General features: G+C 51.6%; 17 protein-coding genes and 2 pseudogenes. 4 read left to right on the forward strand and 15 right to left on the reverse strand.

Translation table 11 applies throughout. From position 1 onward, the window contains the following. The 8 genes from NSMM_RS10975 to NSMM_RS11010 all read right to left on the reverse strand — a co-directional run. The coding region (locus tag NSMM_RS10975) for a type II toxin-antitoxin system VapC family toxin (RefSeq protein ID WP_090287429.1) at nt 1–410 on the reverse strand (410 nt) is incomplete at its 3' end. Next, nucleotides 407–622 (reverse strand): AbrB/MazE/SpoVT family DNA-binding domain-containing protein, encoded by a 216-nt coding sequence (locus NSMM_RS10980; RefSeq protein WP_090283998.1) that lies wholly within the window; start codon nt 620–622, stop codon nt 407–409. The genes NSMM_RS10980 and NSMM_RS10975, both read right to left, overlap by 4 nt. A 249-nt stretch (nt 623–871) precedes the next feature. After that, a complete protein-coding gene (locus NSMM_RS10985; protein ID WP_090287430.1) occupies nt 872–2,176 on the reverse strand; it encodes an ISL3 family transposase in 1,305 nt (434 codons plus the stop codon). Beyond that, nucleotides 2,169–5,417 carry a type I restriction endonuclease subunit R gene (locus NSMM_RS10990; RefSeq protein WP_090287432.1) on the reverse strand — a complete coding sequence of 1,083 codons (3,249 nt, stop codon included), beginning with the start codon at nt 5,415–5,417 and terminating at the stop codon, nt 2,169–2,171. Before NSMM_RS10990 ends, NSMM_RS10985 begins: the two co-directional genes overlap by 8 nt. Beyond that, on the reverse strand, nt 5,414–6,751 hold the full coding sequence (locus NSMM_RS10995; RefSeq protein WP_090287433.1) for a restriction endonuclease subunit S: 1,338 nt from the start codon (nt 6,749–6,751) through the stop codon (nt 5,414–5,416). Before NSMM_RS10995 ends, NSMM_RS10990 begins: the two co-directional genes overlap by 4 nt. Beyond that, nucleotides 6,748–7,797: a PDDEXK nuclease domain-containing protein gene (locus NSMM_RS11000; RefSeq protein ID WP_090287435.1), complete on the reverse strand. Its 1,050-nt coding sequence runs from the start codon at nt 7,795–7,797 to the stop codon at nt 6,748–6,750. The genes NSMM_RS10995 and NSMM_RS11000 overlap by 4 nt, the downstream gene beginning before the upstream one ends. After that, the gene (locus NSMM_RS11005; RefSeq protein WP_090287437.1) at nt 7,794–8,081 is read right to left on the reverse strand and encodes a DUF3846 domain-containing protein; all 288 of its coding nucleotides are present in this window, start codon (nt 8,079–8,081) and stop codon (nt 7,794–7,796) included. The genes NSMM_RS11000 and NSMM_RS11005 overlap by 4 nt, the downstream gene beginning before the upstream one ends. After that, nucleotides 8,078–10,108, reverse strand: a complete 2,031-nt coding sequence (locus tag NSMM_RS11010) for a type I restriction-modification system subunit M (protein ID WP_090287439.1) — start codon at nt 10,106–10,108, stop codon at nt 8,078–8,080. Before NSMM_RS11010 ends, NSMM_RS11005 begins: the two co-directional genes overlap by 4 nt. A 339-nt stretch (nt 10,109–10,447) precedes the next feature. Here NSMM_RS11010 and NSMM_RS11015 point away from each other — a divergent pair, with 339 nt between their 5' ends. Both NSMM_RS11015 and NSMM_RS11020 read left to right on the forward strand, forming a co-directional pair. Further along, entirely contained in the window at nt 10,448–10,921 is a 474-nt protein-coding gene (locus tag NSMM_RS11015; protein WP_176753952.1) for a LexA family protein, read from the forward strand. Then, nucleotides 10,879–12,237, forward strand: coding sequence for a Y-family DNA polymerase (locus tag NSMM_RS11020; RefSeq protein ID WP_245654779.1), 1,359 nt, complete (start codon nt 10,879–10,881; stop codon nt 12,235–12,237). The genes NSMM_RS11015 and NSMM_RS11020 overlap by 43 nt, the downstream gene beginning before the upstream one ends. Before the next feature lie 121 nt (nt 12,238–12,358). Here NSMM_RS11020 and NSMM_RS11025 read toward each other — a convergent pair whose 3' ends face one another. From NSMM_RS11025 to NSMM_RS11035, 3 genes and pseudogenes are all read right to left on the reverse strand, one after another. Continuing rightward, on the reverse strand, nt 12,359–13,381 hold the full coding sequence (locus tag NSMM_RS11025; RefSeq protein WP_090287443.1) for a patatin-like phospholipase family protein: 1,023 nt from the start codon (nt 13,379–13,381) through the stop codon (nt 12,359–12,361). Nucleotides 13,382–13,423: 42 nt separating this feature from the next. Continuing rightward, a pseudogene (locus NSMM_RS11030) lies at nt 13,424–13,684 on the reverse strand (aconitase family protein); the annotation flags it as partial. 150 nt (nt 13,685–13,834) lie between these two features. After that, entirely contained in the window at nt 13,835–14,212 is a 378-nt protein-coding gene (locus NSMM_RS11035) for a hypothetical protein (RefSeq protein WP_090287445.1), read from the reverse strand. 268 nt (nt 14,213–14,480) lie between these two features. Between NSMM_RS11035 and NSMM_RS11040 the strand changes: the two are divergent. Next, nucleotides 14,481–14,792, forward strand: a pseudogene (locus NSMM_RS11040) (hypothetical protein); the annotation flags it as partial. 40 nt (nt 14,793–14,832) lie between these two features. Here NSMM_RS11040 and NSMM_RS11045 read toward each other — a convergent pair. Further along, entirely contained in the window at nt 14,833–16,176 is a 1,344-nt protein-coding gene (locus tag NSMM_RS11045; protein ID WP_090287447.1) for a porin, read from the reverse strand. 134 nt (nt 16,177–16,310) lie between these two features. Between NSMM_RS11045 and NSMM_RS11050 the strand changes: the two genes are divergently transcribed. After that, on the forward strand, nt 16,311–16,754 hold the full coding sequence (locus NSMM_RS11050) for a bacteriohemerythrin (protein ID WP_176753953.1): 444 nt from the start codon (nt 16,311–16,313) through the stop codon (nt 16,752–16,754). On the opposite strand, the gene traF is transcribed toward NSMM_RS11050, so the two are convergent. Genes traF through traI form a run of 3 tightly spaced genes read right to left on the reverse strand, consistent with a single transcriptional unit; the run spans nt 16,738 to nt 20,818 of the window. Next, nucleotides 16,738–17,259 carry a conjugative transfer signal peptidase TraF gene (gene traF / locus NSMM_RS11055; protein ID WP_245654780.1) on the reverse strand — a complete coding sequence of 174 codons (522 nt, stop codon included), beginning with the start codon at nt 17,257–17,259 and terminating at the stop codon, nt 16,738–16,740. The genes NSMM_RS11050 and traF overlap by 17 nt on opposite strands. A gap of 5 nt (nt 17,260–17,264) precedes the next feature. Next, nucleotides 17,265–19,145: a type IV secretory system conjugative DNA transfer family protein gene (locus NSMM_RS11060; protein ID WP_090287453.1), complete on the reverse strand. Its 1,881-nt coding sequence runs from the start codon at nt 19,143–19,145 to the stop codon at nt 17,265–17,267. Beyond that, a complete protein-coding gene (traI, locus tag NSMM_RS11065) occupies nt 19,142–20,818 on the reverse strand; it encodes a TraI/MobA(P) family conjugative relaxase (protein WP_090287455.1) in 1,677 nt (558 codons plus the stop codon). The genes NSMM_RS11060 and traI overlap by 4 nt, the downstream gene beginning before the upstream one ends. Nucleotides 20,819–20,824: the final 6 nt, after the last annotated feature.

Genomic DNA, 20,824 nt, shown 5'->3' on the forward strand with positions numbered 1-20,824 from the left:
GCATTTTTTAATTGTGTTACCGCTTTATCAAAACTGTAGAAAGCTGACAATGAAGAGCCGATATCCTCTGCGACAAAGTGCGATTTGTTGACAATGAGTGAATCGGCAAAATCGAGTTCTTTGCCACTTACTGCCTTAGCTTCTTCATAATCGCACAGTGCAGACCAAATCACTTGGGAGTTCTCAAAGATAAAAGCGCCATCACTAATCAAGCCGCGCACAACAACACATACAGCGGCTTTGTCTAGGTTGTATCGTTTTCCAGTTAGTGTCCACACTGTCTCAGCTAAAACAACATCTGTAATCAATACAGAGCATTTATTTTTAATTAAGCTTTTTGCCTTTGCATGTTGAACTGCATCGTCTGCCAATAGATACCGAAGTAACACATTGGTATCTATTGAAATCATTCAAAATGGTTCTGTCTTGACTGACCATCGCTGACAGCATGGTTTACTTTGGTTCCCTTTAGTAGACCCGCTGCCACACCAACCTCTTTTTTAATGATATTGAATTGATTCCCATGACGGAAAATTTCCACTTCATCACCTGGCTGGATGCCTAGTTCTTCACAATCGGCAACAGGTAATGTAATTTGTCTTTTTGCACTTACTCTTGGCATCGTAAACCTCCGCAGTCTTTACTATTATCATGTTGTAAAGATACATTGTATTTTACTTATCGTCATTAGTAAAACTAAATTTTTAAGGCAATTGTAATGTGAATCTTCTTTCTTATTGTTTCTAAAATGGTTTGCAATATTTCAACCAAGGCAGTTTCTAACGTCGCGCGGTGGCGGCCTTTCAGTTCCCGCTTATAATCCCGTTTAAATTGGGCTATATGCATTCTGAGGTTGGAAATCGATAATTTCTCAGTCCAAAACGCCTGACTCAGCAAGTTCCAACAAGGTTGGAATATGCGGCCCGTACTCAACTGTCTCGGTAGTGCTCTTGGTTGGAATCTTCGCTTCAGAGGGCTTGGATAGTCTCACTCCGCTTCCCACTTTTCGGGCATGTTTCGCGTAAAGCGTTTTGGCCCGGATGATCTCGTAGCTATACCCGCGCCCCAACCGGTTCGACAGTTTGATCAGGCCATTCAGGCATTCGGTGTAGGCATTGGTGATCTGGCCCGGCGAATCCCAGTAGGCGAAGATGTCTTCGTAGTGTTTGTGTACCATTTTGGCAAGGTCGTGAAATTTCTCAAGCTCGCCTTCTGGCAGGGTGTTTTCCCATGCTTCGAAGGCATGCTGGGCAGATACCTTGTTGGGATCGTCGTAGATGCGGAAGAAGGCTTCCTTGAAGTCGTAGGCTTTGCCCAATTCAGGGATGGCTTGTCGAACCACTGCCAGCGCCTTCAGTTCATCAGCATTCAGGTTGCCAGGCCGCTTTAGGGTTAGCCAGCGAATCGACTTCTTCACATGGACGCGCTCTTCCTTGCTCAACGTCGCCTGGTACTTTTTGCGTTCTTCCTCCAGTGCTTCGGAGGCCATTTTGACGACGTGAAACTTGTCGATGACCAAACGGGCATTGGGCAGGTACTGGGCGAATGAACGCTTGAAGGGTCGCCACATATCCGTGCATACCCATTCCACCCGATCCCTGTCAGGCAGGTTCTTGAAGAACGGCTTCAGATGATCCTGCGTCCGAAGCTCCAGCATCTGATAAACATTGTTCGTGGCGAGGTTCGTGATGACGCAACGATACTTCCCAGCGATGCTTACCTCGTCGATCCCCATGATGACCGGGGTTTCGTATCGCACCGTTCGATCCAGTTCTTCAATCAGATCGTGGGCGATATTTTTGATGGTATTGACGGCAAGCCCGGTTTGGTCGGCCAGCGCATGAAACGTCATGTCCAGGCATCGTTCCCGAATGGCGTCGACCAGTCGCTTGGTTGCCCGCCGCTTCTCATCCAGAAACGTCAATTCAGGAGAGAACATCTTGCCGCAGCTATCGCATCGGAAGCGTGGCCGGAAGATTTCAAGGCGCACCGGCTGCATCTGCATCGGGGTGTCGGCAAAGATATTGGATCGCTTGCCATGCCGGTACATGGCTTTGGAGCAGTCGGGGCATGAAGGCAAATCACCGTCGAGCGCTTCGGCAACGACGGTGAGTCCGCGATTCTGCGCGAAGTAATCCACCGGCTTGACGCCGGGGAGGTTCAAGAGGTCAATCACTGGTGCTATCCAAGTCGATGTTTCGCTGCTTGCTGATCAGGTCGTAAATGACATCGGTCAGTGCGGCCATTGCTTGCCGGTCGGACTTCAGCACCAGCGTAGCGAGCTTCTGGTGACTGGTCAGAGCGCGAACCACGCCTTGCTGGACAGCCCCTGGCAGGTTGCCCTTCATGGCCTGATCCCGCGTATTGCTTTCAACCTGCGCCATCACCACATCGTTCTCACGAGCGATGGAGGCAATCTGATTCACGAAAGCAGCTTGGTCACGAAGCGGAGTCGCCTCACCAAACAAGTGATTGAGCTTGTCGATGATTTCCATAAGGAATCGAGGTGCATCACCTGCACCACTGCCACCGCCCGGCCCGATGGGCTTGAGCACAGGCGCATCGCCTTCTTCGCCGGGCGCGTCGTCCTTGCCCTTGATGTCAAAGCCGGTCAGTACCAAGCCTTTCAAATCCACGCTCTCGGGCGTTTCGCCGGACAGGCGCTTTTGCAGCAGTTTGGCAAAGGCGGCGAAGTTCTCCAGTTCAGGGTCGCCGAAGTCGATCAACTGGGCCACATAGGCATAGGTGCGGCAGAACCGGCCAAGGCCGGCCTTGAAGGCCATTAGGGTCTTGATCTGCTCTGCATGCTCCTGCCGGTGATGGTCAGCCGACTTCATGCCTGCCTGATCGCCTTGGCTGTGCGCCTTGTCGAATGCCGCCTCCCAGGTCGCAATAGCCTCACGCAGCATCTTCAGTCGTTGCTCGAACAGGCGCTTGGGGCCATCGGTCGCGGTATAGAGCGCCTTGTGCTGCGGCTCCTGAGCGTGCGTGATGTCGCGGATGGTCTTGAAACGGGCCTCCTTGAAGGCTTCCAGATCAGAGGCTTCGTACAAGCCTTGGCCGTCAAGCTGCTCCTTGATCTCATAGACCACATTCAGGTCTTGCACGTCGTCGATTTGTGCCCCGTCGTCGTACATGGCAAAGGCGCGACGAACGTTCTCCGGGTCATTCACGAAGTCGATGATGAAGACTTCATCCTTGCCCGGTGCCATCCGGTTGAGACGGGAGAAGGTCTGGACGATTTCGACATCGTTGGCGATCTTCTTGTCGACGTACTGAGCCACCAGCTTGGGCTGGTCGAAGCCGGTCTGGAACTTGTCGGCCACCAGCATCACGCGATACTCCGGGCGATCAAAGGCCAGACGCAAATCCTGCCCCTTAACCTCCGGGTTCATGCTTTCCTCGGTGAATTCCTCGTTCTCATCGACGATGAACACATCATCCTTGAATTGCTCGTCGTCGCCATGCATTACCTGCTTGCCGGTCATCTTGCCCGAGAAGGCAATCAGCGAATGGATGTAGCTGTATTCGGCATGCTGGGCGATATAGCGATCAAATGCCTTCTTGTAGCGGATCGCGGCGGCGCGGGAACTGGTCACGACCATTGCCTTGGCCTTGCCATCCAGCCGGTGCGCCACGTTCTTGCTGAAGTGCTCGATGATGAACTGCACCTTCTGCGTGACGTTGGTCGGGTGCAGTGACATCCATTGCGCCAAGGCTCGTTTGGCGGCTTTGCCGCTGACGCGCTTGTTATCCTCGATCTGTTTCGCGAGGTTGAAGGCGGTCTTATACGGCACATAGCCCTTCAGCACATCCAGGATGAAACCTTCCTCGATGGCTTGGCGCATTTTGTACTTGTGGAAGGCTTCCGGCAGGTTGTCCTTGGAAGGCGGCTGCGAGGGATCAGGAACGCGGCCAAACAGCATTAACGTGGAATGCTTAGGCGTGCCGGTGAAGGCGAAGTAGCTGATGTTGTCCGGACGCGCCCGCGACTTCTGAAGCTGCTCCAGCAGTTCTTCTACCGTCAGCGAAGCCATCTTGCCTTGGCCGCTCATTGCCAGCGCCGTCTGGAGCTTGGCTGCCGTGGTGCCGGTCTGGGAATTGTGTGCCTCATCGATGATGACCGCGAAGTTCTTCCCCTTGAGCGTCTTGTCCGTCACGATGGCTTCCATCGCATACGGGAAGGTCTGGATGGTCACAACAATGATGGGCGTTTCGGCCAGCAGGGCGTCGGCCAACTGCTGACTCTTCGACTTCGAGGATTTCTGCCGATCAATGGCTGCAATTACGCCAAACTGATGATCGATCTGTTTGACGGCATCCTGAAGCTGGCCATCCAGCACGTTTCGGTCGGTGACGATGATGACACTACTGAAGATCGAATCACCGTTGTCGCTGCGCAACTTTACGAGATCATGGGCTGTCCAGGAAATCGTGCTGGTCTTGCCGGAACCGGCGCTGTGGTCGGCCAGATAGACCATGCCGGGGCCGTTCTGCTTGGCATCGGCGATCATTTCATTGACCGCAGACCATTGGTGGAAACGCGGGAAGATCAGCGTCTCCTTCTTCGACCAGTTGCCTTTCAGGTCGACGACATTCTTTTTCTCGACATAGACGAAGCTGTGGAAGACGCGCAGCCAGGCATCCGGCTGGCAGACAGCTTCCCAGAAGTAAGCCACAGGGTATTCGCGGGTGCCATCAGCCTTCAACTCGCCTTCTGGGTTGCCCGCATGGCCATCATTGCCCTTGTTGAACGGCAGGAAGAAGGTGTTGTCTCCATCGAGCTTCGTCGCCATCTGGATTTCAGAATCCGACATGGCGAAATGGACAACAGCACCCCGCTTGAAGGTCAGCAGTGGCTCGCGGCGCTTGGTCTTGGGATCGTAGGGCAGCCGGTCAGTGCGGTACTGATCCATAGCCGCTTCTGCCGACTGGGTGAAGTCGGTTTTGAGTTCGACGGTTGCCACCGGAATGCCGTTGATAAACAGCACCAGATCAATCGCCAGCTTGCGCGACGGATGGTACTGAAGCTGCGGCACTACGCGCAGGATATTGGCGGCGTAGCGCTTGAGCACGTCAGCGTTGCGCTTGTCCTCCGGCGCGGCTTCCGAGAGGTCGATATGCCCACACCCGGCAATGGAGAAACCTTGGCGGAGCACCTGTACCGTGCCGTGCGTTTCCAGCGCCTTGGCCAGCCGATCCATCAGCACCTCAAGGGCGCGGTCGCCGTTGTCCTTTTTGAGCTTGGCCCACTTTTCACCTTGGCCGGAGGCTTCCAGCCAAGCAATCAAGTCCTCGGCATACAACGCCCGTTCGGTGTCGTACTTCGTGGTTTCGCCAACCTTCCAGCCCTGCGCCTCCAGTTTGGAAACGATGTAGTTTTCGAAGTGCTTTTCTTGGTGTGCGGTGTCGCTCATGCGGACTCCCGGAGATCGATTTGGCCAGTGACGGCAGCGGTAATGAAGGCAGCGCGGCGTTCTTTGAGGAGGTCGATGCTGCGCTGGGTTTTTTCGGTAAGAAGATCAATGCGCGAGGTTTCGCGGTCGAGAGTCGCAGCAATGCGCTTCTGTTCCGGTAATCCAGGCACCACTGTCTTGAGATTTACTAGCTCCGATGAGTTTATCGCTGGATAACTAAGGCCCTCGGAATGAGACTCAACGGCTTGGATGAGCAAGTCATTGAGCACCAGCCACTTTAGAAACTCGGGAGCTAGTTGCTCGCTGCGGGCTCGAAGAACTGCGAATCCTGTCGAATAAACGCAATCTGTGTGAGCCTCATCAACGGACGCCACGGCCTTCAAGTATGTCCTGACGGTAGACACAACTACATCGCCAAGTTTGGCCCTGCGACGTGCGCGGGAAGGCGCATCGCCAAACATCATAGACTCTGCTCTGGAAATGCCCCCATCGTGGCTAACGGCTGAAATATCAACGTAGCGAATCGGCATGTCCAGCGGCATGGACTCCGGAAGACTGTCGTCATTACAAGAGGCGATAATCTTCAAAGGTTTCACGTCCCAATGCTCCGGCACCTCCCCGATCCATTCCACGCCTGAATCCTTCATCTTCACATTCGGATCAAGCCCCTTGGTAACGGCATGCGTGATGAGCGCCTGCCGTTTTTCTTTCAGGAGTTCGATGAAGCGGGTTTTCTTGGTGATCAGGGCGTCGATGCGGGTGGTTTCGCGGTCAACGGCATTGGCAATGCCATTTCGCTCATTTTCAGGAGGCAAATTGACCGGCAAATCGCCAATTGCATCTTGACTCAATCCATAGCGAGTAATTCCAGGGGCTTCGACATAGAAGTGAGCTTGAGTTGGATTGGACTGAAGAATTCGATGAAGAAGCCGCGACGTGTCGAAATCCGCTCCTCGGATCATCGTTAGGTGGTATCCGCAAATAACACCCGGCAAGTCGTTCTTTACCAACGAGGGGATTCCAATATCGGATGGGTCTTCCGAATCCTTGGTAATGATCACATCCCCCTTGCGCAAGGAGAACTGTTCGATCTCAGTAGCACTTGCGGTTGCCTGCATAAACGGCAAATCCGGCGTGATGAATTCGTTGTAATAAACATCGGTGTAGTTGCACAGGCTGACAGCTTCTTGGCCCTCGTATGCCTTCTTGTCCACGTTGCTGTTTTTGAACGATGCAACGTGACGAAGGCGCTTCACCTCCCAATGCTCCGGCACCTGCCCAATCCATTCCACGCCGGAGTCCCGATAGGCCGGGTAAGGCTTGTAGTGGCTCATTCCTGATCTCCTTCAGATGCGCCCAATGAAGTGCGTTCCCGCGCATGCTCGATGGCACGGTGCAAGCGTTCCCGCAGCACCGCCACCGGGGGCAGTTCAACAAGGTATTCGGCCACCCGAATGGATGCCTCATCCAGTTGCAGGAGTTCAACCTGTTCGGCATCGGCACTGGCGCACAGGATCAAGCCAATAGGCGGCTCTTCTCCCGCAGCCCGTTCATGCTTGTCCAGCCAACGCAAGTAAAGCTCCATCTGCCCCTTGTGGTTGGGCTGGAAGGATTCCAGCTTGAGTTCGATGGCTACCAGGCGGCGCAGATGGCGGTGATAGAACAGGAGATCGAGGTAGAAATCGTCCTTACCGACGCTCATGCGCTTCTGGCGCTCAACGAAACAGAAGCCATTGCCCATTTCGAGCAGGAAGGATTCCATTTCTCGAAGAATGGCTGCTTCCAGGTCTTTCTCGCTGTACGCGCCAGACAGGCCAAGGAAATCGAGCAGATAGGGGTCACGGAACACCATATCCGGCGTCATTTGCCCATCGCGCAAGGTGGCCAGTTCCTGACGGACGACTTCCGGGCTGTTTTTCGACAGGGCTGTACGCTCGAACAGCATGCCACCAATCTTTTGCCGCAGGGTGCGAACGCTCCAGCGCTCCGCTCGGCACATTTCGGCGTAGAACTCGCGGGCGAGCGGGTCTTTCAGGGGTAGCAACAGCGTGAAATGGCTCCAGGTCAATTCTTGCAACAGCGTCGCAAGAATCCTCTCGTCTGGGAATTGCTCTGCAAACCGGGTCATGCGCGTCAGCGCTGAATAGCTGAAGCCTTTACCAAACTCGCGCACCAATTCTGCCGACAGTGTTGCAAGAATCTTCTGCCCATATTCGCCCCGGCCATCAGTCAAATTTTCCGTCAGGAGGCGCTTGCCGATCTGCCAATAGGTGATGGTAAGGCCAGCATTGACGGCATGGGCTACTTGGCGACGTGCATCTTCGATCAGCGCACGGATTTCGTGCAGAAGTGCATCTGAAGTAGCGACTGGTTGAATCATTGCAGCACCTCAGCAGGAAGAATGACGGCAACCCCAGCGATGTAATCGGTAGGCATGATGGCCTCTGCCTCATGGGCGATTGTCGTGGCAGTATGGTTGATCATGTGCGGGCCATCCTTACCGTTTTCATTGATGACCATGTGGCGCTCACCAGGCAAGGCAACAACCTCGATATAGCCGCCGACCAAATCCTGAAGCTGGCGCAGGCGGCTTTCTTCGTCTTCCGGCAACGAAATCGAATCGACCTCGCCATTGGGGAGGATCATGGATGCCTCGATGCTCATTCGGTCGCAACCTCAGCCAGCAGCGCCGCAATTTCCGACTCAACCTGCTTCAGTTCCGCATCGATGTCGTGCAGCTTGCGCGGCGGCACGTACTGGTAGAAGAATCGGTTGAAGTTGATCTCGTAGCCGACGCGACCGATTTCCTTGTCCTTGTCGTCGCGGAAGGTTTCGTCGATATAGGCATCCGGCAGATGCGGCAGGACTTCTCGGGCCAGGTAGTCGTGGATGTCTTCTGTCAGCGGCACGTTCTCGTAGTCGGTCAAATCAGGATCGGCGACAACTGCACCATCGGCATCGAGCACTGGTTCGCCCTGTGGATCGCGCACGCCGAAGGCGTTGCTCAATGCCTTGACGAAGGCTTTCCCCGCCTTGATGACCTTGCCAGAAGCCAGCGCAGAACGCACTGTTTCATCGGCAAAGGTTTCGGCCCAGCCAAAAGGATGCGTAGCGCCCATGTGCTGCTGCAATGCTCCCAGCCAGACTTGCTGATGCTCCGGCGAGAGCTTCTGCCAAGCCTTTTCGCCTTGCAGTTTGGACAGGCCTGCGTCATCAACAGCCAACGACATGCGCAGCGGGCGCAACACCTTGATACGGCGATAGCCGAAGGTGCGGTAATCGATCATCCGCGAGACATCGTTTGTCTCGGCAGCGGCATAGATGTCGACAATCTGGCGACGCTGCTCGTCATCCACGATCCGGCGCTTGTTGCCTTCGTTCTTGATCGACGACCAGAAGCCCGTAGCGTTGATGAGTTGGACGCGCTTCTCCCTGCGCCCATCTTTCTTGTTCGAGAGAATCCAGAGATAAGTACCGATGCCCGTGCGGAAGAAGATTTCCGTAGGTAGCGCCACGATGGCCTCAACCAGATCGTTCTCCAGCAGCCAACGGCGAATCTCTGATTCCCCTGAGCCAGCCCCGCCGTTGAACAATGGCGACCCTGATAGCACGATGGCGGCACGGCCACCACCGTTCTCGGGCAACTCCAGTTTGCTGGCCAGGTGCATAAGGAAAAGCATCGAACCATCATTGATCCGAGGCAGGCCAGGGCCAAAACGACCGTCGTACTTCTTTTCCTTGTGCTCGGTGTTTACGGCGTCAGAATCCTTTTCCCATTTCTTGCCGAAAGGAGGATTGGAGAGGCAGTAATGGAAGCGCTCGTTGGCGAACTGGTCATTGGAGAGCGTGCTGCCCAGACGGATGTTCTTCGACAGATCGCGGCCAGGATCGGATTCGAGGGTGCGCAGCAACATGCTGGTCAGGCAGACAGCATGGGTCTCCGGCTCAAGCTCTTGCCCGTGCGGAACAAGAACAGGTGGCACCTTAAAGCGATTGCCATACTCGGCAACGTGGTTCATAGCATCAGTCAAAAAGCCGCCAGTGCCACAAGTCGGGTCGTACAGGGTGCGGATCAGGCCGGGATTCGATTCAAACAGAGCGTCGTCAGGGTCGAGCAACAGGGCCGTGGCCAGATGCACGACATCGCGAGGCGTCATGAAGTCCTCAGCCCCTTCATTAACCTCGGCACCAAATCGGCGGATCAGATGCTCGTAGAGGTTGCTCATCACGCGATCCGGCACCGCCTCCGGATGCAGATCGATACCGGCGAAATTCTTGCAAATCTTGAAGAGGACACCGGCCTTGTCGAGACGAATGACGGTGTTCGTGAAGTCGAACTGCTCGAAGATGATGCGGGCGTTGTCCGAGAAGTGGGCGATGTAGTCTTGGAGGTTCTGGCGGGTCTTGGTGCTACCCAGTGTGGCCAGCGCGTATTCGGAGGTGTTGTAGAACGGGTAGCGTGTTGCTTGCCGGAGAACTAGGTCAATATCGATTCCGGCATCCTTGAAGGCTGCATGGCTTTCGCGGACACCTTCGCGGGTCGGCTCCAGTACGCATTCCAAACGGCGCAGCAGCGTGAACGGCAGGATGATCTTGCCGAAATCCGTGTGCTTGAAATCACCCCAAAGGTCTTCGGCGTTTTTCCAGATGAAATCCGCCAGCGATGCGCCCGAGCCTGTCTGTTCTGCCATGTGGTTCTCCAACCAAGTTTTGCACAAAACAGAATACCAGACTGACGGAAACTTTCAACCATGTTTTGCACAAAACGGAGAGTTATCACGTTTGGCGTAGCTTCGGGATTCCAACCTTATTATGCATATAGCCAAAATTTTAAAGTGATGGCGGAGTAAATGGGGCGTAAATAATATTGTGTAAATGATTGTTTAGCAGGAAACTGCTTATATACTTTTGGAGTAAAAATGAATACACGCAAATCCCTGCCGACCGGATTCCAGCGGGCGTGTATGGTACGAAATAAAGTTGGTAACAAAGTAATAAAGATGCGAACTAAAAAAATTTGAATGTCTACCATGCCAACCATAATCCCGTTCATCCCTCGCAGCACCTCGACCGCCCTGCCTCGCCTACAGCCAGCAGCGACCGCTCCTGTAGTTTTTCGATTGCCTTTATTACAACATCGCATCTCCGCCGGATTCCCCTCTCCAGCAGACGAGTACATAGAGAAAAGCCTCGATCTGAATACCTACCTGGTACGTAATAAGACAGCAACATTTTTCTTCCGCGTAATCGGTGATTCCATGACAGGTGCCAATATTCATGATGGCGATATGCTGGTGGTAGATCGCTCCATTGAGCCCAAGCACCGGCACATCGTGCTTGCCGTCATCAATAACGAATATACCGTTAAACGGCTCTATCATCAGGATGGCGTAATCGAGCTCCATGCTGAAAATGCTGCCTACCCACCTATCCGCTTCGGTGAGCATGATGAATTGCAGGTATGGGGCGTTGTGGTCGGGGCAGTATCACGCTTCGCTGTGTAGCCATGGCTGGAATCGGCGCGACCGCCTGCAACCAGATTTTTGCACTGGTTGACGTAAACAACTTTTATGTCAGTTGCGAACGGGTTTTCAATCCTGCCCTTGAAAATCAGCCTGTAGTCGTTCTTTCCAACAACGACGGTTGTGCGGTAGCGCGTTCCAATCAGGTCAAGGCGCTCGGCATCAAGATGGGCACGCCCTGGTTTAAATTTAAGGACCTGGCCAAGGAGCACAATATTATTGTGCTCTCGTCCAATTACACCCTCTACGGCGACATGTCGGATCGCGTCATGACGATATTGCGCGGCTACAGCCCGAATGTGGAAATCTACTCCATCGATGAAAGCTTCCTCAGTCTGAATGGCATGAGCAGTCTCTGGCCAGCCACGGTTGATATGGGTCAGTCGATTCGCTATCGAGTACGCAAATGGACTGGCTTACCGGTCTGCGTTGGGATCGGACCGTCCAAGACGCTTGCGAAGCTGGCTAACCATCTTGCCAAAACACGGCCAGAAATGGAGGGCGTTTGCGACCTGGTATCCATGCCGCAAGCAGAGCTTGACGCCTATCTGTCTACTACCGAAGTGGGTGAAGTGTGGGGGGTAGGACGCCGTATTGGCGCACACCTGGATGCAGCTGGTATCAAGACAGCGAAAGCGTTGCGTGATGCTCCGCTCTCGTGGCTGCGTGCAAAATTCGGAGTCGTGATGGAACGCACCGGCAATGAGTTACGCGGCACCTCATGTCTGGCGCTCGAAGAAATTGCCGCGCCCAGGAAACAAATTGTGTCCTCTCGATCTTTCGGACAATTGGTTCATACCCTGGCGGTACTGAGTGAATCGGTTACCAGCTATATGACAAGCGCAGCGGAAAAGCTGCGTCGGCAGCGCTCCGTATGTGAAGCAGTACAGGTGTTTATTGCGACCAACCCTTTCCGCGAGCAAGATGCGCAATACAGCAACAGCATCACCGTTCCTCTGCCTAACCCAAGTTGTGACACGCGCCTGCTGGTGCGTGCCGCACTATTCGGCCTTAAAAAAATCTACCGCCCCGGCCTTGCCTACAAAAAAGCCGGAGTGATGCTAACCGGCATCGGCGACGCAGCCGTGATTCAACGTTCCCTTCTCGTCCAGCATGGCGTCGGCGAGAAATCTGAAAAGCTGATGGAAGTGATGGATGCGTTGAACCGGAGATTTGGACGCAACACGATCGCCATCGCTTCTGCCGGGACCAATAGAGCATGGCGTATGCGCAGGGAATGCATGTCGCCCTGCTACACGACAAGCTGGAACGATGTGCCGATTGTCCATGCGCGTTAAGTAGGTTAAAAAGCCTGCCGTTCCTGGTGTCAATTGATCATTAAGCTTTCAAAGACAATTACTGCTCATCGTTCAGGCATCCTTCATTTTATGAAACTTATACCCGCCTTCGCGGCCTCTATTACCAGCTGTTAACCATATTTATAGCTGTGTTCCAGTCATCAGATGCCATGGCCGCTTTTATCGCTTCGTCCATGATCGCATAGTCTTTAGGCGTATATTCGTCCAGAGCCACTGGTGCTGTCAGCACTGGGTTGATTCGGGTGATCTGTTTTTTGAGCAAATTCTGCGTGATTCTTTCAAGGTTTTGTGACGTCAAATCCAGCGTCATATTCAACAGCGCCGTCGCCGGAACGCCTCCACTTGCAAACGGCCACATCCATGTCGTGACACCCCAGTTCAGTGGCTGGCCTACATCACCCGCTGCGATCCCTTCGGGTGAAATTCCTGTCCCGATCGAAATAACCTCGACATCGGTGATGCTGCTGGCGTGACCACCGGCCACAGCAACCTCGATCCCGTTTAGGACCGGATCATTGGCGAATGTGCCGCCATCCGCGAAATAGCCCAGTCCGCTGATTTCATGCGGCGGGAAATAGCATGGTGCAGCAGATGTCGACAGCGCCGCATCCAACAGCTTCACAGCGCCGAAATCCCCGCCAACCTTACAATTGTTAAACGTTTGCGGTACCCAGCGCGGAGGTGTCAGTGATGTGTCCTGCAGCTGCGCGGTATTCACCGCCAGCACTTTTTTGACATCGCCGAAGGTTTTCGTGCCAACATAATGTGTCAGGATTTTAACCAACCCCGTCGCATTGTACGCAGAACTAAATTTCCCCGGCCCTTCCAACTCGCCGCCAGCAGCCATCGCGGCATTTACTTGCGCGCGCCGATCCGCCTCGGTGAACCATCCGTTTTTGGTAAAGATCGTCGCGGCTTGATTTTTATAGATATTGACGACGTCATCAATGCACACACCATTTGCCAGTGCGATCGAGATCAACCCGCCGGTAGACGTCCCCGCAAACCCTTGAACATTATTCAACAGTTTGCCATCAGTCGCCTTGTCCAACGCCTGAATAAGCGAGCTGGAGATATACCCTCGCACGCCACCGCCATCACATGATAAAAGTTTGAAAGCCATGATCTAATTTCCTTTTTTGAAAAACCCTTCGCCGTGATCTTATCACGCGGTGAAGGGCTCCCAAAACGGCTCAGGCCAGTTCGGCTTCAAGTGTGCTGATAACTCTGTCAGATGCCCCGTAATAGCTGCCGCTGCCGCCATTGCTAGCGAAACCAGATGCGTGCGACCGCCACGGCCCTGACGACCCTCAAAATTGCGGTTGGACGTTGCCGCGCACCGTTCACCGGATTTCAACTGATCAGGGTTTATCTCCAGACACATCGAACATCCCGCCAGACGCTATTCAAAACCGGCCTCCTTAAAGTGAGGTGTATTGTCAAATCTGACGCCAATCAAGGAGAACACTTGATCCGGCCTGTGAAGGATTAGAATTAGTAGGAGCTAAAGAAATAAAAAGGGCAATGCGTATTTCTACGCACTGCCCTTTTTAGCCAAACCAGTTATTTTCGTTATTTATGAATCGTCGTTACCACTCGTTTTATTTGTGGTTGAAACTGATTTCATATCGGATTGCTCCGCTGCCATCGCGTGATGAAGAGCAGCTTGCTCCAAATATTCTTCCGCTGCTTTTTCGTATTTACGAATCTTGTAAATCACGTGCGATTTAATGTTCTTACCATTTATACCGAAATAACTGGTACGTGGTTTGTTTTTGAAGATTTCTTGTTGCTCGGTAATCTTGGCGTCCATTTCTGCTGCCATGGACTCAAATTTATTAGCCAGGACCTCATGATTTACATCATCAGATGCAACAGAATTCATAGATGCACCGAAGATCAGGAACATAAATAACGAAAAAACTAAAACATATTTTTTGGTCGTTGTTCTCATGATGGTTTCTCCTATAACTTCCCTTTGGAACCATTGTATGTCCGTCAACCTGATGAGTATATTGGGATAACTATTATTCTTCTCTAAGGGTAACCATTAGGAGGGTGCTACGCTAAAACTGGCGTTTTAATTTGAATTTGAGCCCAAGTGCATTTACATTTATTGTGAGTCCAAAAAAACGTTGAATGCAAGCGGCTGTTTTTAAACGTGAGCCGTTACAATTAGCACAGTAATTAAAAAAGCATCCTGATTAGCAACGAACGTCAGCAAGGTTTTTCAATGCAGAGCCTGCCGACATCAGACCTCATTGATTGCCGGGACAGTTTTTCAGGGCACTAAACTACCGCTGACCGTCTGGTTCTTGGCAATTTATCTGGTTAGTCAGGCCAAGACCGGTTTGTCGGGTTGTTACCATGCTTTCAACTTCCGCAAGTATGCCGCTCGCTATCTTGCCGCCTTCAGTTACCGATTCAACCGACGTTTTGATCTTTGCTCACTGCACGAACGATTGCTGATCGCCGCTGCTTCGACCACTCCGCAGCCCTTGCACTCTATTCGAATGGCTGACGTTCGTTGCTAATCAGGTAATTTTATTAATTCAGTAACGCCATTAACCGTGCTCAAAAAGGCAGAATAAAATCAAGCGAAAATAAAATCTGGTCTTTATTTCCAGCAAAAGGTCTATACGCAGGTGCGTGATAAGCATCTACTCGATCGTAGCGGATATTTGAACGAACGGTTAGCTCCCTTATTAAGTCCGATTTAAGTTTTAGCGTTTTGGCTGCTTTCCAGTTAATGCCCACGGTTGCTGAATAATAATCTGCGGGCATAATAGTCACCCGAGCAGGATCGCCCGCATAACTAACTGTCCTGCCATTAACTATATTGGTAGTAGCCGCTATGCGATAGGGTGATGGATTGCGGGAGCCATCTCTGTCACGAAACCATTCGCCGCGTACACCCATCGATACGTTATCCGCAACGTCATAATATAAATAGGCCATTAAAGTAATCCATTGCGTATCTTTGGTGACATTATTATATTTTGGATTGTTCAATAAAACGCCACCAGCATAGCCCCATACATGATGCAAAGCTAGCGAGGTTTTAGGATTAATTCTGTGTTTCAATACAATATTGTACGTTGCCCATGGTTCATTACTGTGTGTTGAAGTTTTACCATAACTACCAATAACTTTAAGCGAAGTTAAATTATTATCGCTGGTCCAATTAAAACCAGCCACTCCACTCCAGTTTTCCAGTTGTTTGTCCCAGCCGCCATCCCATCCACCGTTCGCGCTACCCGTAACCGCTGCGCCGATAACGGACCAGTTTTTATTAATCTTATATTCCGAAAGCAGACCAGTATGAGTAAAGGGCTCTCCCACATTCAGGTTATAAGCTCGCGTATAAAAGAAATTATCCGGTGCCGGTACCGTCTCATAACCCATAGGGCTATAGAAATGGCCCAATTTGATGTTAAGTCCGTTACCGACAGGGACATATGTCTCCAGATATGCTTGCGGAAGCGCAATTCCATAAGTTCGTGAAGAAGCACAGCACAGGTCAAGATCCCAATTACTTCTTTCTAAAGGCTCTCCGGAATGTACATCCAGCGTAGGCACACCAAAAGCCTGGGTAAAGACAGCATCTGTTCCAAACATAAAATCGAAGCGTCCGCCAAAATCCCAGATATTGCCTTCTGATACAACCGCTCGCTGCATAAACAAATTTAATTGATTCAACTGAAATTGGTTGGCTTGGTCCGCCATAATCACCGGACCATTAAATCCATTTTTCTGACTAGGATTAAAATTCACTCCTCCATTTACCCAACCGCCCAATGCTATCCGATTGTCTTTCAGTAGATGCTTCAGGTTACCTGCATAAAGCGTCAGGGAATACGTATTCAAAAAAAATAAGCTGCCTGCGATGGTACTTAAAATCCACCTTGGGTATTTCATTTCCAGGGCAGCAATAAAAATTTGTGCTTAAATAATTTTCATTGAAAAAAGGGGGCACCAACCTTTTTGTTGTCCACCATAAGGTTAAAGTCATCGGCTTTAGCCGCGAGAATATGCCACCCAGGAGAGGTGGCATGGGCTGTAGAAATGAGGGTCATACGGTTTATCAGATTGAATACTATTTTGTATGGGTAACGAAGTATCGTTATAAGCTTCTGATGTATATCCAGTGGAAAAAGTCATATGAAACAGGTCACCCTCTGATTGATGCAGAACACCGCCTGCTAGTCATGCTGTTTCGCAAGCTCGACGTGGCTATCAAGACTCGCGAGTCTGAGACAACGATTTCACCCATCGTTCAGGAAGTTAAGTTCCATTTTACCAGTGAAGAAAACCTTATGCATGAGACAAACTACTCTGGAATAGAAGGACATATAGCACTCCATGCCCAGCTACTAATGGAATTAAACAATCAGGAAAAGCATTGGAACAAGACAAGGTTGAGGAATGAATCGGCCCGATTTTTCCGGAGACTTTTTAGTTTGAGTCATACCGTCCTTTTTAGTCACCCCAGGTAAAAAGCGGCTCAACCACATGCTGAATCTGCGCATGTGCAATCAATCCAAAATACCGCGCATCAAAAGAATACGGGTTCACATCGGACATCAGCAGATATTCTGAATCATCCAGCATTTTTTGCTCCATCCGATATGGCGGCAATTCAAGGCCGCTTATCTGGGCACTATTAGGCAGTAAATCCTCATTCACTGTAATCCCGGCCGCTTCAATAGAAACCGTATCCCCACGCTGCGCAAAAACACGTTTCAGTAACATGCCATAACCACCCGGACAGTTACCTCTATCGATGGTCTGTCGCGCCATGGCTATATCAAAGACTTTGGCCTGTGGTGGACAGAAAGAAACATACGCACCCTTCCCTACCGGCGCATCGATGATCTTGTAAAAACCCACCGGAAAACTTGGCGTATGGTTGTAGTAGATACCAGCGGCACGACAAACCACAGCCGACAGAAATATACCCGCGCTCATAAACAAAACCAGCCCTGCGAGGGTGTTGAGCATTCTTTTCATGCTGCTCGGGCGATCTTGTCGCTAAACGCCGGCGCAGGAACAGCCGCGCGTGCAGAAAACACATCATCCTTAAAATACAACGGCTGCTTGCCATAGATGGCCGGATACCCGGCCACATAAATAATCATGTCACCCGGCTCAGTAATCAGTCCGTCATCGTCTTTTTTTGGCCCGGCCATACGTAAGCACTCATCCGGCGTTAATAATGCGCGTTGCGTCTCCTGCATCGTGCGGGTGACATTGCCATGCATCATCCCTACCCGCTTACCACTGGTGGTAATCTGCTCTTTGAAGATGGTGGTTTGTCCCGTGAGCTTGGATAAATGCTCGGCGGTTTCAATCCGGTTCGGGGGAAACGCATTCTGGATATGGCAATTGGACGTAATGGCTTCATCATGCCCATACCCCGTCTCACGGCTTTTAAGCTGGTTGATGTCCTGGCAGATCAAATAGGCTTTGATCCCGTAACCCGCAATGAAAGCCAGCGACTCCTGCAGGATTTCCAGCCTGCCAAGGCTGGGGAATTCATCAAGCATCAACAACAGCCGATGCTTGTAGTGCGCCACAGGCTGGCCGTCCTTGAATTCAAGCTTGTCCGCCAGGATGCGGACAATCATATTGGCCATAATGCGTACCAGTGGCCGCAAACGGGTCTTATCATTGGGATGCGTCACAATATACAAACTGACCGGCTGCGCGTAGTGCATCAAATCACGGATGGCAAAATCCGAGCGACTGACATTTTTGGCAACCAGAGGATCACGGTATAAGGATAGATAGGATTTAGCGGTCGATAGCACTGATCCGCCCTCTTCAGGAGGGCGATCCATCATATCCCGCGCGGTCGAGCCAATGACGGGATGATTGGCGCCATCAATATGCTCATAAGTCGCCATTTCCATCCATAATTCCGCCGCATCGCGCTCAGGATCAGACAGCCTGGCATCCACCAAAGGCAACGTGGCGACCGTGCCCTCATGCTTTGATCGATACAAGACATGCAGAATCACCCCAACCAGCAGCGACTGACTGGTTTTCTGCCAATGATCGTTTAACCCTTTCCCATCCGGATCTACAATTAACGTGGCAAGATTTTGTACATCGCCAACCTCTAAACCATCGTGCATTCTGATTTCATCCAGGGGATTCCAGCAGGCGCTCCCTGTGGAGGAAGCCGGTTCAAAACGAATGACTTTGTTACCCGCATATTGCTTTCGCCAACCCGCTGTGACGGACCACAATTCGCCCTTCAGATCAGTAATGACCGCACTTTGCCCCCATGAGAGCAAGGTCGGGATGACCAGCCCTACCCCTTTGCCCGAACGGGTCGGCGCGTAACATAGAACATGCTCAGCGCCGTTGTGTTTCAGGTAATGGGTCGTGCCCTTTTTATCCTGCCAGGCGCCAACGTAAACATAATCATCTTTGAGGGATTGCCTGGCAAAGCGGTTTTTAAAAAAAGACGGCTTGACCGGCAGCAACCTTGCCGCCCGGATGTCCTTAACATTGGCCCAACGGGCTGAGCCATGTAACCCGCTGTTCAGCCGCACCGAGTTGTCGGCAACCATTTTGACCACCAGCGTCACAATCAGTCCAATAGCAGAAAACACCATCCCTATATTCATCGACGTATCGAAGATACCGGGATACTGTGCATACCATTTGCTACCCCACTCAATAATCGACCAGGGCGGGTATAGCTGATTGAAATGCGCCCCTAGCTGAGGTTGGTATTGAAACCGATACGCAAAGTACTGTGTGGCAATCTGCACCCCGCCCAGCAGGAAGAAAACCGCCATGCACTGGATAAGCCGACGCTTCTTCTGGTCGTCATGCCCGGTTTGGGGACGACCGGTGGGTTGATTGGTGAAGCTCATCCTGACAGCCCTTTTCCAGCGGGATGGTTCCTTGCTTTGAGTGTTTTTGGTTTCAATGCGCTGGCTTTTTTGACCGTATCCATTTTTTCGCGATGACTGCGTCCTGGACCACGCGCCCTGTTTACGATAGCCAGTCGCCTTTGTTCCAGTGCCTCATCAACAAAGGTCACCTCCAGCGCCGTCTCAGCCGCGACCTGCACAACCTGCTCACGGAAAACATCGCTGCCGTTGATCGTCAGTTGATTGCCGTATTGTTTGATGGCGGCGGTCAAGATAGCCAGGATTTTATCTTTGGCCGTGCCTGCCTTCACCATCCACCCTTGTCCACCCTCACGAATAGCCGTTGACCCCATGTTGAAGATGATCGTGCCGGTTCGGGTAATGGTCTCGACCATTTCAGGATACTTCGCCGAACCATCCGTGGCCCTGCCCTGTGCGCCAGAAACATAATCCTCTGTCCGCCGGTCATCTTTTCTGGAACGCAAGACTGCCAATGCTGCCTGATTGCCGCGATTGGCTGCGTTGACCAACCAGCTTAACCAGTCCATTTTTCTATGCTGCGCTTTAGACGCCTGATAGGCTTGTTGATAGTCTTTCTTGATGGATTCAATACGCGCCCTGGCTTCCTGATGAACGGACGCATACATTAATTGCCTGGCCAGCTTGCCAGCCGTCACATTTTTGATCAGTAAGCGCTTTAACTTCGCTTTTTTCTTAACGGATTCGATGGCCTGATCTTTCTTATCCCGCAGTCTGATCCATTCATTCTTCCCATGGACGGCTGCGGCATGCTGCTCAGCCCGGTACTGCGCATAAAGTTCGGTTGTATCCAGCTTGCCAGGCAGCGGTTTTTTTTCATATTGCCTGGAGCATTTATTCTTTTCGTTTGTTTTGGTTGACTCATTACCGTCAATCGCTTCATAAGCGCCATATTTCTTAACCAGGTTGGATTTTGATAACGCACGATCCACCGAACTGGCTTTCACGCCCACCCCATTGTTTGAAACAAACACCAGACCACTGCCACGTTCTTTTAATTCCAGACCATGATCTGCCAAGAGCTGATGTAATGCAGACCAGCTTACCGTCGCGTGAATCTGTTCCAGGCATTCTTGTTTCATCCAGCCAATTAAACTTTCAGAGCCCGCTTTAAACGCGATATTGGATTCCTTGCCTTGTGCGCCTCGCTTTTGCGTGTCGTGGTTATCGGGAGTGAGTCCATATTCCTCTTCCAGTTTCTTACACAGGTCGCCGATGACCTTATAGTCGTAATGCGGATTGTGAATCGTGAACCGGGTGGGATGAATCTTATTGATAGCAATATGGATGTGTAAATGATCCGTGTCATGATGTACCGCACTCATACGCTGATGCTCACCAAATCCCAATCCCTCACACAGTTTATCTTCTACCGCTTGAAGGACATGGTCTGCTAAAACAGCATCCCGAAAACTGACAACCAGGTGATAGGTTTTATCTGATGTCGCCCGTTGATTCATCTGCTGCGTATTCAGCACTTCCGCAATCACACAATCCGGTCTATCCGAGTAACAGTTAACCGCGCGCACCAACCCAACACGCTCAGTCTTGCTTTGTGGATCACAGATGTAATTAACCAGAGTAGCAAAATTACTTTTTCTGACTGAATTAATTGGAATGTGTTTAGCAATCATGAAGAC

This window comes from Nitrosomonas mobilis (assembly GCF_900103035.1).
Taxonomy (GTDB): Bacteria; Pseudomonadota; Gammaproteobacteria; order Burkholderiales; family Nitrosomonadaceae; genus Nitrosomonas; species Nitrosomonas mobilis.